The 15,457-nt window shown below is 65.2% G+C and carries 14 protein-coding genes; 3 read left to right on the top strand and 11 right to left on the bottom strand.

Annotated features, from left to right (window positions below; translation table 11 throughout):
• Positions 1–6: 6 nt before the first annotated feature.
• The 3 genes from KXR83_RS10660 to KXR83_RS10650 are packed head-to-tail and all read right to left on the bottom strand — an operon-like array spanning position 7 to position 2,540.
• Positions 7–1,218, bottom strand: coding sequence for an SPFH domain-containing protein (locus tag KXR83_RS10660; protein WP_437424798.1), 1,212 nt, complete (start codon positions 1,216–1,218; stop codon positions 7–9).
• Positions 1,215–1,643 carry an NfeD family protein gene (locus KXR83_RS10655; RefSeq protein ID WP_437424797.1) on the bottom strand — a complete coding sequence of 143 codons (429 nt, stop codon included), beginning with the start codon at positions 1,641–1,643 and terminating at the stop codon, positions 1,215–1,217. The genes KXR83_RS10660 and KXR83_RS10655 overlap by 4 nt, the downstream gene beginning before the upstream one ends.
• Before the next feature lie 39 nt (positions 1,644–1,682).
• Positions 1,683–2,540, bottom strand: a complete 858-nt coding sequence (locus tag KXR83_RS10650; RefSeq protein ID WP_437424951.1) for a DUF3097 domain-containing protein — start codon at positions 2,538–2,540, stop codon at positions 1,683–1,685.
• Between the two features lie 118 nt (positions 2,541–2,658).
• On the opposite strand from KXR83_RS10650, the gene KXR83_RS10645 reads away from it, so the two are divergent.
• On the top strand, positions 2,659–3,486 hold the full coding sequence (locus tag KXR83_RS10645; protein WP_437424796.1) for a hypothetical protein: 828 nt from the start codon (positions 2,659–2,661) through the stop codon (positions 3,484–3,486).
• Between the two features lie 2 nt (positions 3,487–3,488).
• Here the strand turns inward: KXR83_RS10645 and KXR83_RS10640 are convergent, their stop codons facing one another.
• From KXR83_RS10640 to KXR83_RS10605, 8 genes are all read right to left on the bottom strand, one after another.
• Positions 3,489–4,529, bottom strand: a complete 1,041-nt coding sequence (locus KXR83_RS10640; RefSeq protein WP_437424795.1) for a ferrochelatase — start codon at positions 4,527–4,529, stop codon at positions 3,489–3,491.
• Between the two features lie 9 nt (positions 4,530–4,538).
• Complete coding sequence (inhA, locus tag KXR83_RS10635; protein ID WP_030163033.1) at positions 4,539–5,363, bottom strand: NADH-dependent enoyl-ACP reductase InhA; 825 nt, start codon at positions 5,361–5,363, stop codon at positions 4,539–4,541.
• Positions 5,364–5,407: 44 nt separating this feature from the next.
• On the bottom strand, positions 5,408–6,133 hold the full coding sequence (fabG1, locus tag KXR83_RS10630) for a 3-oxoacyl-ACP reductase FabG1 (protein WP_317714056.1): 726 nt from the start codon (positions 6,131–6,133) through the stop codon (positions 5,408–5,410).
• 48 nt (positions 6,134–6,181) lie between these two features.
• On the bottom strand, positions 6,182–7,162 hold the full coding sequence (locus KXR83_RS10625) for a VWA domain-containing protein (RefSeq protein WP_030163041.1): 981 nt from the start codon (positions 7,160–7,162) through the stop codon (positions 6,182–6,184).
• Positions 7,159–8,100 (bottom strand): DUF58 domain-containing protein, encoded by a 942-nt coding sequence (locus tag KXR83_RS10620; protein WP_437424794.1) that lies wholly within the window; start codon positions 8,098–8,100, stop codon positions 7,159–7,161. The genes KXR83_RS10625 and KXR83_RS10620 overlap by 4 nt, the downstream gene beginning before the upstream one ends.
• Complete coding sequence (locus KXR83_RS10615) at positions 8,090–9,349, bottom strand: AAA family ATPase (RefSeq protein WP_437424793.1); 1,260 nt, start codon at positions 9,347–9,349, stop codon at positions 8,090–8,092. The genes KXR83_RS10620 and KXR83_RS10615 overlap by 11 nt, the downstream gene beginning before the upstream one ends.
• A gap of 47 nt (positions 9,350–9,396) precedes the next feature.
• Entirely contained in the window at positions 9,397–10,917 is a 1,521-nt protein-coding gene (locus tag KXR83_RS10610) for an NlpC/P60 family protein (RefSeq protein ID WP_437424792.1), read from the bottom strand.
• 260 nt (positions 10,918–11,177) lie between these two features.
• Positions 11,178–11,750: an Rv1476 family membrane protein gene (locus tag KXR83_RS10605; RefSeq protein WP_437424791.1), complete on the bottom strand. Its 573-nt coding sequence runs from the start codon at positions 11,748–11,750 to the stop codon at positions 11,178–11,180.
• A 290-nt stretch (positions 11,751–12,040) separates the two neighbouring features.
• On the opposite strand from KXR83_RS10605, the gene KXR83_RS10600 reads away from it, so the two are divergent.
• Positions 12,041–14,869 (top strand): aconitate hydratase, encoded by a 2,829-nt coding sequence (locus KXR83_RS10600; protein ID WP_437424790.1) that lies wholly within the window; start codon positions 12,041–12,043, stop codon positions 14,867–14,869.
• 16 nt (positions 14,870–14,885) lie between these two features.
• A complete protein-coding gene (locus tag KXR83_RS10595) occupies positions 14,886–15,452 on the top strand; it encodes a TetR/AcrR family transcriptional regulator (protein ID WP_023959339.1) in 567 nt (188 codons plus the stop codon).
• Positions 15,453–15,457: the final 5 nt, after the last annotated feature.

Raw genomic sequence — 15,457 nt, 5'->3', positions numbered from 1 at the left:
TCGGAGCTAGTGCTCAACCCTGCCGGGGTCGATTGCCGGCGTCTGCCAGTCGGGCTGGTCCGATGCCCCAGCCTGATCGGTGCCCGGATCCGTGCGCGGCCGGGTCAGGAGCGGGTCGTCATCGACCGGCTTGCGAGCCACTGCCTCGGCCTCGGCGACGGCCTGGGCCACCTTGGGGTCGGCTGCGGTTTCGAACCAGCTGGACATGTCGGTGTCGTCCGGCTGGGCGCTGCCGTCGTCGGCGGGCGGCTCGTACCGGAACACCCCGTCATCGGACTGGACACCGAATGATCTCGCGAATCCCTCTAGCGCCGAACCGAAGTCACTCGGAACCACCCACACCTTGCTGGCTTCGCCCTTGGCCATCTCCGGTAGTTGCTGGAGATACTGGTAAGCCAGCAGTTCCGGGGTCGGTTTTGCGGCTTTGATCGCGGCAAAGACCTTCTGGATCGACTTGGCTTCACCTTCGGCGCGGAGGTACGAAGCGGCGCGGTCGCCCTGCGCCTGCAGGATCCGTGACTGCCGTTCGCCCTCCGCGGTCAGGATGGCGGCCGCCTTGGCGCCTTCGGCGTAGAGGATCTGACTCTGCTTGTTGCCCTCGGCGGTCTTGATCGCCGATTCCCGCTGGCCCTCAGCCGTCAGAATTGTGGCCCGCTTCTCCCGGTCGGCCTTCATCTGTTTTTCCATCGACTCCTGGATGGACGGCGGCGGGAGGATGCTCTTGAGTTCGACCCGAGCCACGCGCAGCCCCCAGCGGCTGGTCGCCTCGTCCAGGACTCCGCGCAACTGCGCGTTGATGGAGTCTCGTGAGGTCAGCGTTTCTTCGAGGGTCATCCCACCGACGACGTTGCGCAGCGTCGTGGTGGCCAACTGTTCGACGCCGACGATGTAGTCGTTGATCTCGTACACCGCCGCCTGCGGCACGGTGACCTGGAAATACACGACGGTGTCGATCAGAACGGTCAGGTTGTCCTCGGTGATGACGGGTTGCGGGGCAAACGACACCACGCGTTCTCGCAGATCGATCCGGGCGCGGATGCGGTCGACAAACGGCACCAGCAATGTCAGCTGACCTGACACCGTTTTGGTGTAGCGGCCAAGGCGTTCGATCACCGCCGCCTCGGCCTGCGGGATCAGCGCGATGGACTTGACGAGGATCACCCCGACCACCAGCACGAGGACGGCGATGATGATGAGTCCGACGATCACGGCGTTCATCCTTTCCACACGACGGCGGTCGGACCGTCGATCTCGAGTACCGTCACCGATTCGCCCTCGGAGAAGTGGTCACCGGGAGTGGCTGCGCGGGCTGACCAGACCTCGCCACTGAACTTGACCTGTCCACTACGTTCGTCCACCGGTGTGATCACCAGGGCCTGTCGGCCCACGAGTGCCTCGGTGTTGGTGGCAAGGCGGGGGCGGGTGAACATATGCCTGCGCGCGACCGGGCGTACGGCGAAGAGCAGGAGCAGGGACACCACCGCGAAGACAACCCCGTCCACCCACAACGGGGGGTCGAACACTGCGCTGACACCCGCGGCCGAAAGCGCACCACCGGCCAGCATGAGCAGGATCAGATCACCACTGAGGGTCTCGGCGCCGATCAGGATCAATCCGGCGACCAACCAGAGGAGTGCGCCCATTCCCCCAGTTTGCCATGCACACCACCGGTCGGTGCGGCTCTAGGAGTCGACAGCGGTGACGAAGTCGATCAGTTCCTCCACTGCGCGGATGAGCGGCACCTCGATGTCCCGGAAACTCGACACCGAGCTGTTCACCTTGCGCCAACCGTCGCGTGGCGAACCCCAGCCCAGTTCGTTGCACACCCCTGTCTTCCAGTCGATCCCGCGCGGGATCTTCGGCCACGCACTGATGCCGACCGCTGCCGGTTTCACCGCCTCCCACACATCGATGTAGGGGTGCCCGCAGACCAGCACATGCGGACCGACACGTTCGGTGAGCCGCGATTCCTTCGATCCGGCGACGAGGTGGTCGACCAGGACACCCGCCCGCCGGGTCGGCCCGGGCCCGAACTCGGCGAGGGCTTCATCCAGATTGTCGAGGCCGTCGAGGCTGGCGACCACCACACCTTCCACCCGCAGGTCATCACCCCAGATGCGTTCCATCAATGCAGCGTCGTGCACACCTTCGACGAACAACCTGCTGGCGCGGGCCACGCGGGCTCTCCTGCTGACCGGAGCCACGGAACCCGAGGCCGTGCGGGCCGGCGCCCCAGGCGCCTTTTGAACGGGTTTGACCAGGGTCACCGGTGACCCATCGATGAGGAATGCTGCGGGGCGCAATGCAAAGATCCGGGTCAATCCTCGCCGGTCTTCCAACCGCACGAACTCCCCGTCGTAACTGCGTTCGAAACCGACCACCGCACCGCAGAATCCGCTGGCAGCGTCCTCGACGACCAGGTCCCGTTCGGCCTTCACCTCGGGAACCGCCGGGCGAGTGGGCCGCCGGGGCTCGGAGAGTACATCGCGACCGTAACGATCCGGGACTCGGTGATGTGGTCCAGTGCTGTTCACCGCCACCACGTTAGGGCCCGTTCCGGGTGCATTCCGCCAGGCACGCCGCGTACCCGTTTTCGGCGCTAAAGTGGCCGGGTGAACGGGCTGAGCGTGGCTCGCAGAACAGCAACCAGGAAGCACGATGACTGACGCGGATTTCGAATACCCGACCGACACGCAGGGCGTGAGCAGCGCTCTGGGTGCGTGGGGTGCAGCCTGGCAGTCGGGCCGATGCTCCCCCGACGACCTACTCGACGTCCTCGGTTGGTGGAGCGCGCGACATCGCGTACTGGCTGCTGATGCCATTGCGGCGCAATCGCTTTCACTCGACCCCCGAGGTGAGGAGAGCGACGCCCTGCTGCGGCTCGTTCGAGGTGGCAGCTCGACGCAGGGACTGGCGGTACTGCTCGTGGCTCCCGGCGACATGCTCGGCTTGCCGCCTCGCGGACCGATCACCAACGCAGCACTCGAGTCGGGTGAACTCCTCGTCGTCCCCGGAAGGTATGCCCTCGTCCCCCGCCGGCTCGACCGGTACACGATCGGCTGGGGTGTGCACACCGTCGAGACGGCGATGATCCCCGTCATCCATTCCCTCGGCGCCGTCGAATACGACCTACGGGAGGGTATCCGCTCTGCCGCCGACCTTCTGGACGGCTTGCGGATGCCACGATCGACGGCAACGGATTCATTGACCGACCCTCGCAAGAAGGTCGCAGAACTGACCCGGCTGGCGGCTCAGCAGTTGCCACCGGGAGTCAATGCGCGCGCGGAACGCATCCTCGAACAGGCGGCACACGTGGCGGCCATTCTCTCCGTGGCGCAGCACGCGGCCCCCGATTTCGGGTACAGCGTCGGCGAACAGCAGACCGGCGATTCAGCCCTCCGTGATCTCGCCCGCACCGTCCGGGTGGCCCGGATGAGTGCGACCAATGCAGTGATCTCAGAGTTGTTGTCGAACAACCGGGTCTGAGGTCAGGCGGGCCGTCGCACCGGCGCGCAACATCCCTGCGCACAGGGAGAACCGTTCTCGGTCATCCCCGGCCGAAACGGCACTTCCCCGGCAAGCTGCTCGCTGATCAGCGAGACGATCATGGAGATGAACCGCGGATCGGTGCCGACGGTGGCGGCTCGCTCGTACGTCAGCCCGAGTTCGCCGGCTTTGTCCTTGCCTTCGTTGTCCAGATCCCAGAGCACTTCGAGATGGTCTGACACGAACCCGATCGGGCACACGATCACCGATGGAACACCCTGGGCTGCAACGTCTTCCAGATGGTCGCAGATATCAGGATCCAGCCACGGGATCTGGGGTGGTCCCGAGCGCGACTGCCAGACCTGGTCGTAAACGTCGAAACCCGCAGCGGCCGCGGCCAATCGGGACGCCTGGGCGACCTGCTTGCTGTAGAGCCGTCCCCCGTCCTCGGGCGGGCCGGCCGCCTTGTCGGCCGAGTCGGGGATCGAGTGGGCGGTGAAGATCAGCCGTACGTCATCCCGTTTGTCTTCCGGGAGACGTCCGACGGAAACGCGGATCGCGTCGGCGCACGCAGCTGTCATCGCCGGGTGATTCCAGAAGTGTGGCAGTTTGCGCAGCACCATCGAATCCGCATCCGGCCCCAGCGAGTCCAGGGCACGGGCGATGTCCTCATCGTACTGTCGGCAGCCCGAATACCCGCCCCACGCCGACGTCGGGAACACCAGCACCCGACGGTGCCCGTCCGAGTGGATGCGCGCGAGCGTGTCCTCGATCATCGGGTGCCAGTTGCGGTTGCCGAAATAGACGGGTAGATCGATGCCCGACCGCGCGAGTTCGGTTTCCAACGAGGCGATCAGGTCGCGGTTGAGCGCATTGATCGGAGACACACCGCCGAAGTGGTAGTAGTGCTCGGCGACCTCGTCGAGCCGTTCCGGTGGCACACCCCTACCGCGCGTGACGTTCTCGAGGAACGGCCGTACGTCGGCGGGCTTGTCGGGCCCACCGAAGGACAACACCAGAACAGCATCGAAGTCTGCGCTCATCCGGTGGACCTACATGTCTTCCGGGAACCAGGTGTTGTGGCTGGCCCCGCCGTCGACGTAGACGATCGACCCGGTCGTGCCCGGCAGCCAGTCCGACAGCAGCGCGCAGATCGACTTCGCCACAACGGTGGCGTCATCGACGTCCCAGCCGATCGGCGACGCACCATCCCAGTACTCGTTGAGCTGGTTGAGCTTCTTGGCGTCGCCGGTGGCCGTACCCGCGATCGCCTTGGCGGCAAGGGTTTTGATGGGGCCTGCGGCCACCAGGTTGGAGCGGATCCGCTTGGCCTCGCCCACCTCACGCGCCACATACCGATTCACCGATTCGAGCGCGGCCTTGGCCACACCCATCCAGTTGTAGTAGGGCATCGCCGTGCGCGGGTCGAAATCCATCCCCACGATCGAGCCACCCTCGTTCATCGCAGGCAGAACTGCTCGCGCGAGTGCGGCATAACTCCAGGCAGACACCTGGAACGACTGCGCTGCATCGGGGCCGGGACCTTCCAGGAACGGCTTGGCCTCGGGGCCCATCAGGGTCCTCGGCGCGAAGGCGATCGAGTGCAGCACACCGTCGATACCCTCGGGCGCAAGCTCTTTGAGCCGGTCGGCCAGCGTGCCCAGGTGCTCCTCGTCGGTGATGTCGAGCTCCACGGCGGGAGGGACCTCCTTGGGGAGTCGCTGAGCGATCCGGTCGATCAACCGCAGGCGGTCGAATCCGGTGATGATGACTCGCGCGCCCTGCTCCTGCGCCATTGCTGCCGCGTGGAACGCGATCGAGGAATCGGTGATGATCCCGGTGATCAGGATGGTCTTGCCGTCGAGAAGTCCGCTCACTGGTGCTCCCTTGCTTTGGATGTGGGCTGTTACAGGTCAGACGGTCAGTGGCCCATGCCCAGACCGCCGTCGACAGGGATCACGGCACCGGACACGTACGCCGAATCGTCGGACGCCAGCCAGCTCACCACGGCGGCCACTTCTTCCGGCCTACCGACGCGCGCCGCGGGGATCAGCTTCACGGCCTGTTCCTTGTATTCGGCCGGTAGTTCGGCGGTCATGTCGGTGTCGATCAGTCCGGGCGCCACGACATTGGCGGTGATCGAACGAGATCCGAGTTCACGGGTGAGCGATCGGGCCATGCCGATCAGTCCCGCCTTGGAAGACGCGTAGTTGATCTGGCCGGGGGTCCCCATCATCGCCACCGCGGATCCCAGGAAGATGAAGCGGCCGAATCGCTTGCGCAGCATGGACCGGCAGGCGGCCTTGGCGACGCGGAACGAACCGGTGAGGTTGGCGTCCACGACCCTCTCGAACTGCTCCTCGGTCATCCGCATCAGCAGGGTGTCGTCGGTGACACCGGCATTGGAGACCAGCACCTCCACCGGACCCTGGTGTTCCTCGATGGCCGCGAAGGCCCGGGTGATCGATTCGGTGTCGGTGACGTCGCATTCGACGCCGAACAAGCCCTCGGGCGCGCCCGAACCACGGTGTGTGACGGCCACTTTGTGCCCATCCGCGGCCAGCCGCTGCGCGATCGCCAATCCGATTCCACGGTTGCCCCCGGTCACCAGAACCGATCGGGACACCTGTTCGTTGCTGTCAGCCATGACGGTCAACCTATCGCCTTGTTGTCGGTGGAGGTGTACGTGGTCCCATCAGGGCAGGCGCCGGTTGATCGCCACGGCACTGCCGACCGCGAGGAGTACGAGCAGCGTGCCGGCGATCAGCCACGGGCGGGACGCGTCGCCTCGCCGGGTCTCGTAACCGATCTGATCCTGGAGATTGCCGTAGACCTGGTTGAGCTCATCGAGACTCGAGGCGGTGAAGAACTTGCCCTCCGACAACTGCGCGATCTTGCGGAGTGAATCGTCGTCGACGGGTACCGGGATCCGGTCGCCTTCCAGTTCGACTGTGCCGCCGCGGGTTCCGAACGAAATGGTGTTGACCGGAATTCGGTCCTCTTTCGCCTTACGGGCCGCGGTGAAAGCTCCGCGGGGGTCGTCGGGGTCGTCGGGCACCGTTTCCTTGCCGTCCGAGAGCAACACCACCTGCGCGGGCGGAGCGCCCTTGTCGCCGCCGAGCACGGCATTGAGGGTCTTGATCTGCGTGACCGCGGCGAGGATGCCTTCGCCGGTGGCGGTCTTGTCGTCGAGGCGCAATTTGTCGATCGCGTCTTTGGTGGCGGCACGGTCAGGTGTCGGCGACACCAGAGTGGTGGCCGTTCCGGCGTACGAGATCAACCCCAGGTTGATGCCCTCGGTGAGTTCGTCCGCGAACTTCTTACCGGCCTCTTGAGCAGCCTTGAGCCGCGACGGGGCCACGTCGGTGGCGTCCATCGATCGGGACACGTCGATGACAAGCATCACGGTGGCCTTGTTACGCGGCACTTTTCGGTCGGCCTGAGGACCGGCCATCGCCACCGTCAGCACGAGCAGGGCGATCACCATCAGCACGATCGGAATGTGCTGCGTCCGGTTGCGGGTCTGTGGGGCGACCGTGTTCAGCAGATCCAGATTGGCGAACTTCAGGGCGCGGTTCTGCCGTCGCCGCTGCATGTAGATGTAGCCGGCCACCACCGCGGCCACCACGAGGATGATCAGCAGCCACCAGGGGGACGCGAAGTCGAACCAGCTCATCGGGTGGCCCCCGCGTTCATTCCCCGCCTCCGCTGCGCGATGAATCGTACGACGTCGGCGATCCAGTCGCGGTCGGTGCGCAACGCCAATGTCGGTGCGCCACACTGCCTCAACGCGCGCTGCACCGCCATCCGGTGGTCTTCGGCGGCTCTGGCGAAATCGGCCCGCACCTTGTCGGTGATCGTCAGTTCGCGGATCTGTCCCGATTCGGCGTCGCGCAGCACCACCTCACCCACCGCAGGCAATTCCATGTCGCGCGGATCGAGGATCTCGACACCGAGGACATCGTGGTGACCGGACACTGCCCGCAGTGGGCGGTCCCAGTTGATCGGCCCGAGGAAGTCGCTGACCACCACGGCCAGCCCACGGCGTCGTTCGGGCCTGCGCAAGGCGTCGATGCCGGCGAACAGGTCGCCGCGGACACCGTCGTTCGCGCGGGTGGTGGTGCCGATGGTCTTGAGGGTGTTCAAAGCGTGGGCCCGGCCACCGCGGGCCGGGATTCGCACCACCTGATCGCCGGTGCACACCACCGCGCCCAACCGGTTACCTCCGCCCAGCGTGAGGTGGGCGATGGCCGCACACGCCGCCACGGCCAGGTCACGTTTGGTGGTGTTGACCGTGCCGAAGTCCAGGCTCGCCGACATGTCGACGACAAGCCAGGTCTCGAGTTCGCGATCGGCCACCATCTGACGGACGTGAGCATGGGTTGTCCGGGCCGTCACCGACCAATCCATCCGGCGTACGTCGTCGCCGGGCTGGTACTCGCGGGCCTCCCCCGGCTCGGTCCCCGGTCCTGGGATGAGCCCGAGGTGTTCACCCTGCAGCACCCCGTCGAGTTTGCGGCGAACCACGATCTCCAGGGTCTTGAGTGCTGCGGTCAGCTTGGGGTCCTCGAGGGTACCGCCGCCGAACGACGGGAGCGTGCTGTTATCCGCCATAGTGCGACTGGTTGCCCTGCGCCGGGTTGGCTTGCGCGGCAGCAGGTTTGGTCAGAGGACCAGGCCCCTGCGAATACGGCTGTTGGCCTTGCTGTGGCGACTGCTGCGGCGGGGCCTGTCCACCAACGGTGGGCGGGGTGGCCAGCGGCTGCGCGCTGACCTGGGGCAGACCGACCGTCTGCAACACGCGGGTGATGACGGCATCGGCATCCACCTCGTCGGCCAGCGCGTCGTAACTGAGTACCAACCGGTGGCGGAGCACGTCGGGAATGAGCTCGACGACGTCCTGGGGAATCACGTAGTCGCGGCCACGAACCAGCGCGAGTGCGCGCGAGGCCGCAACGATGCCCAGCGTGGCGCGTGGGGAGGCGCCGTATGCCAGCCATCCCGCGACATCGTGCATGCCGAGTTCGGCCGGTCGCCGGGTCGCGTTGATCACGCGGACCACATAGTCGACCAGGGCGTGATGCACAAAGACATTCGCTGCGGTGTTCTGCAGCCGGACCATCGTCTCGGCGTCGAGAACGCGGGATGCCTTCGGTGGGACGTTGCCCATCCGATAGACGATCTCGCGTTCTTCCTCGACCGCCGGGTAGTCGACCAGGATCTTGAACAGGAACCGGTCGCGCTGCGCCTCGGGCAGCGGGTACACGCCCTCGTTCTCGATGGGGTTCTGCGTCGCCATCACCAGGAACGGGTCGGGCATCGGATAGGTGGTGCCGCCGATGGAGACATGCCGCTCGGCCATCACCTCCAGGAGCGCCGACTGCACCTTCGCGGGTGCACGGTTGATCTCGTCGGCGAGCAGGAAATTGGCCACCACAGGCCCGAGTTCGGTGTCGAACTCTTCACGACCCTGGCGATAGATACGGGTACCGATGAGGTCGGTGGGCACCAGGTCGGGGGTGAACTGCACTCGCGAGAAGCTGCCACCGATGACAGTCGCGTACGTCTCGACTGCAAGGGTCTTCGCCACACCCGGTACACCTTCGAGCAAGATGTGACCGCGGGCGAGGAGACCGACCAGGATGCGTTCGACCAGGCGGTCCTGACCGACGATGACCCTCTTGACCTCGAACATCGCCTTCTCGAGCAAGGCGACGTCGGACTGCGTGAGCTTGAATTCCTCTGCCGAGGTCTTGCTGTCGTCCTGCGCTGAGGTCACCGATACCCTCCGGGGTCTGTTCGATCGTTGTACTGACTGCACCGAGGGTACTGGGCCGCCGGTGGAGCCAGCCACGTCCGGCATCTGCGGCGGGTCGACATGCGGCCCCGGGCCGGGCTGGATCGATCAGATCAGGCGAGCCGCACCACGTAGGGCATCGCTCCGCTGGTCCGCAACGGCGAGATCTTCACGACGTCACCCGACTGCGGCGCCTCGATCATCGTGTTGTCCCCGAGGTAGAGGGCGACGTGCTGGCTCGCGTTGGGCCCGTAGAAGATCATGTCGCCGCGCTGCATCTCCGAGAGCGGGAACTGCGGACCCGACGTGTACTGATAACCCGTGTAGTGCGGAAGCGAGATCCCGATGCCGGCGAATGCGTAGATCATCAGCCCGGAGCAGTCGAAGCCCACCTTGTTGTAGTCGCCGTACGAGTCGGCCACGCCGCCGTCACGGATACCGAGGGTGGGGCCATTCGCGTCACCACCACCCCACGAATAGCTCACACCCAGCTGCGACATCGCGCGGTTGACCACGATTTCCACCGCAGCGGGGCCTTCAGCGCCCGGGTCGACCGTCCCCGGTCCCGGGGTCGTCGGCGTGGTGGGCTCAGTCGGGGTGGTGGGGTCGACAGGGGTGGTCGGATCGGTCGGGTCGACCGGGGTGGTCGGAGTGGTCGGATCGACCGGAGTGGTCGGCGTCGTCGGCTCATCGATGTCGGTGTGCGGCGGGGTCAAAGATCCGACCAGCGCAGCGAGCATCTGCTGGCTGGTGTTCAGCGCCAGCTTGCCTGCCGCATCGGCCGCAGCACGCAACGCAGCCTGATGCGCCTCGTCCTCGATCGCGGCCTGCTGATCGGGCAGGATCGAGCCCGGTGCACCCGGTGAGGTGACAGGCGTCGGCTGTCCTCGGAGCGCCTCGAGCTGCCGCTGCGCCTCGTCACGATCGGCTTGCAGCTTCTGGCGCCGGGAGTTCTCGGCTTTGACTGCCTCCATGGCCTCGGTGATCGCGCTCTGCGCGTCGGCCTGGCGGTTCTCGGCGGTGGTGGCGGCGAACGAGGCCTGTTGTTCGGTGGCCTGCGCGGTGGCCGCACGGTTGGCCTCCTCGTTGCGGGCCTGCTGCAGCCGGTCGATCGTCTCCTGCTGATCTTTGCTCAGCTGATCGATGACCGAGGCGCGATCGAGGACCGCACCGGGATCACCGGAGAGATATGCAGCCATCGATCCCTGGCTGTTGCCCTGGGTGTACAGACTCCGGATGAACCCGTCGAAGTCGGTCTCCGCCAGGGCGATTGCGCCGGCCGCGCCCTGTAGGGCCTCCTGGGCCCCACGCACGGCGATGGCCGCCAGTCGCTGCGCTTCCCTGGCGTTCTGGAGGTCGACGAGAGCGCGGTTGACCGCTTCGCGCTTCACCGCGACGTCGCCGTCCAGGTTGACCAGGTTCTGATTTGTATCGGCGATCTGATTGATCAGTGTGGCGATCTTGTCGGCACTGCTGGGTGGCTCGGCGACCGCTGTCCCTGCGGACAACTGCCCGAAGCCCACCGCGACCGCCGCAACAAACGCGACTGCCACCGATGTTCGGGCACCACCACGCCGTCGGGTTGACACGGAAAAAGGTCGACGGCGTATGCCGAATGCAGTGCGTCGCCTCACAAAGAACTCCCTCGCAGATCTGACATTGCGCCGGTCGCCGCCGAATCAGCGGCATACCTGGCCATCGCCACGATGGTGATCAACTTCCCCATTAGCACCACCGATGACATACGGAACCGTACGCCACAAGAACCCCGAAGGAAACAGCAGTCACAAATTACATTAGCGTCATTACCTGCGGAAACGCCGTGAACTCGGACAATGCCGAAGGTCACAAATTGGATATCGCAGAACTACATTTGTGTAGTTCTGGCGTCAATTCAGACGGTGGTGGCAGAAGAGCCGTCGCCGGCGCGCGGTGTGGCCGACGCTTCAGGGGCGGTATCGGCATTGGCCGGATCGGTCTCGGCGGGAGTTCCCTTGCGCAACTGCAGCTTGCGGGCCACCACCGCACCCACGGCCACCACGGCGATCAGCACGAGCGTGACAACGGTCCACGGAACCTGGGTCTGCTCGGTCATCCGATCCAACATCTGCTCGGCTGCGACGGGAGGATTCGAAATCGTCAGATTGTCGGTGGCCTGTTCCAATTGCACCCGGCTGAACTCGTCACTTGCCGAACCGACGTAATTGCCTCCGAGAACGATGACGGTGCCGCCAGTGTCCTGCTGCAATTCGGTGGCGATGTCGCGGTAGTAGGTAATCCGGGGATACACCTTGTCCGTCACCACGAAATGCACGTCGTAGCCCTTGTCCTTCGCCTCGGCGACAACCTGCAGGATTCGCGGGGTCATCTCCGGTGGTGCCACCACTCCGTCATCGGCCAGTCCGGCCTGCAGCTCGGGCAGGTTCACGTCCGGCGGGATGATGGTCAAGCTCGGCGTGGGTGCCACGTGTTCTCCGAATCTGTGGATCGGGGGCATTGCTGGCAGAAGCCAACCTACGGCTGCACATTACGACACAATTGGGGAGTCCCAGCATCACCGCGCCTGTCCGACACACCGGACATGCCCGGAACCGACCCGGCGGCTTTACCAGTACGCTCGTACTGCTAGAATCGTCGGTAGAGCGCATGCGGTGCAGCCCACTGCTTGCGTCCAGATCGGTGAAGTTGCCGACAACTATCCGGACCGGCACAGCCCCCGCCGGCCGACAACACGAAGAGTGGAGCTGACGTAAAGCGATGAGTATCGATTCCTTTGGCGCCCGCGGCACGCTGACGGTCGGTGAGAACTCGTACGAGATCTTCCGCCTGAACGCTGTCGAGGGAACCGACAAACTCCCCTACTCCCTCAAAGTTCTCGCCGAGAACCTGCTTCGCACCGAGGACGGCGCGAACATCACCAAAGACCACATCACCGCGATCGCGAACTGGGACGCCACCGCCGACCCCAGCATCGAGATCCAGTTCACGCCTGCGCGCGTGATCATGCAGGACTTCACCGGCGTGCCGTGCATCGTCGACCTCGCCACCATGCGTGAGGCCGTCCAGGAGCTCGGCGGCGACCCGAACAAGGTGAACCCGCTCGCTCCGGCGGAAATGGTGATCGACCACTCGGTGATCATCGAGGCCTTCGGCAACGCCCAGGCCTTCGAGCGCAACGTGGACATCGAATACCAGCGCAACGGCGAGCGCTACCAGTTCCTGCGCTGGGGCCAGGGCGCCTTCGACGACTTCAAGGTCGTCCCGCCCGGCACCGGCATCGTGCACCAGGTCAACATCGAGCACCTCGCACGCTCGATCATGGTCCGGCCGAACGCCGACGGCGTACAGCAGGCCTACCCCGACACCTGCGTCGGCACCGATTCGCACACCACCATGGAGAACGGCCTCGGCGTTCTCGGCTGGGGCGTCGGTGGCATCGAGGCAGAGGCAGCCATGCTCGGCCAGCCCATCTCGATGCTCATCCCCCGCGTGGTCGGCTTCAAGCTGACCGGTGAGACCAAGCCCGGCGTGACCGCCACCGACGTGGTGCTCACCATCACCGAGATGCTGCGTAAGCACGGCGTGGTCGGCAAGTTCGTCGAGTTCTACGGCAAGGGTGTCTCGGCGGTCCCGCTGGCCAACCGCGCCACCATCGGCAACATGAGCCCGGAGTTCGGCTCCACGTGCGCGATGTTCCCGATCGATGAAGAGACCATGAAGTACCTACGGCTCACCGGCCGCAGCGAGGAGCAGCTCGCGCTCGTCGAGGCCTACGCCAAAGAGCAGGGCATGTGGCTCGACGCAGATACCGAACCGGTCTTCTCCGAGTACCTCGAACTCGACCTCAACGAGGTTGTCCCCTCGATCGCGGGACCGAAGCGTCCGCAGGACCGCATCGGCCTGTGGGATGCCAAGACCGCATTCCGCAAGGACATCTACAACTACGTCGAGAACGGCGATTCCGCTCACCACACGCAACTCGACGAAGCGGTCGAAGAGACGTTCCCGGCCTCGGATCCGGCGACGCTCTCGTTCGCCGACGACGACGCAGATCTGCCCGCGAGCCAGAAAGAGGTCCTCTCCGCAGCCAAGGGCGCGGAGGGACGGCCCACCAAGCCGGTGGAGGTGGAAACAGAGAACGGCAAGATGATCCTGGACCACGGGATCGTCTCGATCGCATCGATCACCAGCTGCACCAACACCTCGAACCCGTCGGTGATGCTCGGTGCCGGCCTCCTGGCCCGCAACGCGGTGGAAAAGGGCCTGACGTCCAAGCCGTGGGTGAAGACATCGATGGCCCCGGGTTCGCAGGTCGTCACCGGTTACTACGAGAAGGCCGGACTCTGGCCTTACCTGGAGAAGCTCGGCTTCTTCCTGGTCGGCTACGGCTGCACCACGTGTATCGGCAACTCCGGCCCGCTGCCCGAGGCGATCTCCAAGGCCATCAACGAGAACGACCTGACCGCCACCGCGGTGTTGTCGGGTAACCGCAACTTCGAGGGTCGCATCAACCCCGATGTGAAGATGAACTACCTGGCCTCGCCGCCGTTGGTCATCGCCTACGCACTTGCGGGCACGATGGACTTCGACTTCGAGTCCGATCCCCTCGGCAACGACACCGACGGAAACCCCGTCTACCTCAGGGACATCTGGCCCTCGGGTGAGGAGATCGAGCAGACCATCACGGACTCGATCTCACCCGAGCAGTACGCGTCGGATTACGCAGACGTCTTCAAGGGCGACGAGCGCTGGCGGAACCTGCCCACCCCGGACGGCAAGACGTTCGAGTGGGACGAGGATTCCACCTACGTGCGTAAGCCTCCGTACTTCGAGGGCATGCAGCGAGATCCCGCGCCCGTCACCGACATCAAGGGTGCACGTGTGTTGGCCAAGCTGGGCGATTCGGTCACCACCGACCACATCTCCCCTGCATCCACCATCAAGCCGGGCACTCCGGCGGCCCAGTACCTGGACTCCAAAGGTGTTGAGCGCAAGGACTACAACTCGCTCGGTGCCCGACGTGGTAACCACGAGGTGATGATCCGGTCGACGTTCGGCAACATCCGGTTGCAGAACCAGCTGCTCGACGGTGTCTCCGGCGGCTACACCCGGGACTTCACCCAGGACGGTGCGCCGCAGTCGTTCATCTACGACGCTGCGCAGAACTATGCGGCCGAGAAAACCCCTCTGGTGGTGCTCGGCGGCAAGGAGTACGGCACCGGATCGTCTCGTGACTGGGCGGCCAAGGGCACCTCGCTACTCGGTGTGCGTGCGGTCATCACCGAGAGCTTCGAACGTATCCACCGGTCGAATCTCATTGGTATGGGCGTCATCCCGCTGCAGTTCCCCGAGGGTGAGTCACACGGCTCGCTCGGCCTGGACGGCACCGAGGTGTACGACATCAGCGGCATCGAAGAACTCAACAACGGCACCGTTCCCCAGACGGTGAAGGTGACGGCCACCAAGGACGACGGCAGCACCATCGAGTTCGATGCCAAGGTTCGCATCGACACGCCGGGTGAGGCGGAGTACTACCGTAACGGCGGTATCCTGCAGTACGTCCTGCGCAGCATGCTCAAGAGCTGACCAGAGGACTCCGCGGGTGCCCAAGGTAAGCCAAGACCACCTGGAAGCCCGGCGACGTCAGATCCTCGACGGTGCGCGCCGTTGTTTTGCCGAGTTCGGTTACGACGGCGCCACCGTGCGTCGGCTCGAGGAGGCAACCTCCTTGTCCCGAGGAGCGATTTTTCATCACTTCCGGGACAAGGAGGCGCTCTTCCTCGCGCTGGCACACGAGGACGCCGAGCGGATGGCCGACGTGGCCGCGAACGAAGGTCTTGTCCAGGTGATGCGCGACATGCTCAACCATCCCGAGGAGTTCGATTGGCTGGGAACACGTCTGGAGATCGCCCGTAAGTTGCGCACCGACGCGGCGTTTCGTTCTGGTTGGAAGGAACGTTCCGCCGAGCTCGAGTCGGCCACACTGGCTCGCCTCGAGCGGCAGCGGACAGCCGGACGGTTGCGCGACGACCTACCCACACGCGTTCTGGTGGCCTATCTCGATCTCATCCTCGACGGGCTCACCACCCGGCTGGCATCGGGCGCTGCGACCGACGATCTGCACGCGGTTCTCGACCTCGTGGAGGAATCGGTCCGCCGTACCCGCTGACGGCG

This window comes from Williamsia muralis (assembly GCF_051487485.1).
In the GTDB taxonomy this organism is placed as follows: Bacteria; Actinomycetota; Actinomycetes; order Mycobacteriales; family Mycobacteriaceae; genus Williamsia; species Williamsia muralis_B.
The sequence above is the reverse complement of the archived record's forward strand: the minus strand, read 5'-3'. Positions and strand labels throughout refer to the sequence as shown.

Bases quoted from the DNA above. Each gene is read 5' to 3' on its own strand.
- KXR83_RS10660 (WP_437424798.1), bottom strand. From the start codon at position 1,218: ATGAACGCCGTGATCGTCGGACTCATCATCATCGCCGTCCTCGTGCTG.
- KXR83_RS10655 (WP_437424797.1), bottom strand. From the start codon at position 1,643: ATGGGCGCACTCCTCTGGTTGGTCGCCGGATTGATCCTGATCGGCGCC.
- KXR83_RS10645 (WP_437424796.1), top strand. From the start codon at position 2,659: ATGACTGACGCGGATTTCGAATACCCGACCGACACGCAGGGCGTGAGC.
- KXR83_RS10640 (WP_437424795.1), bottom strand. From the start codon at position 4,529: ATGAGCGCAGACTTCGATGCTGTTCTGGTGTTGTCCTTCGGTGGGCCC.
- fabG1 (WP_317714056.1), bottom strand. From the start codon at position 6,133: ATGGCTGACAGCAACGAACAGGTGTCCCGATCGGTTCTGGTGACCGGG.
- KXR83_RS10625 (WP_030163041.1), bottom strand. From the start codon at position 7,162: ATGAGCTGGTTCGACTTCGCGTCCCCCTGGTGGCTGCTGATCATCCTC.
- KXR83_RS10620 (WP_437424794.1), bottom strand. From the start codon at position 8,100: ATGGCGGATAACAGCACGCTCCCGTCGTTCGGCGGCGGTACCCTCGAG.
- KXR83_RS10615 (WP_437424793.1), bottom strand. From the start codon at position 9,349: ATGCCGGACGTGGCTGGCTCCACCGGCGGCCCAGTACCCTCGGTGCAG.
- KXR83_RS10600 (WP_437424790.1), top strand. From the start codon at position 12,041: ATGAGTATCGATTCCTTTGGCGCCCGCGGCACGCTGACGGTCGGTGAG.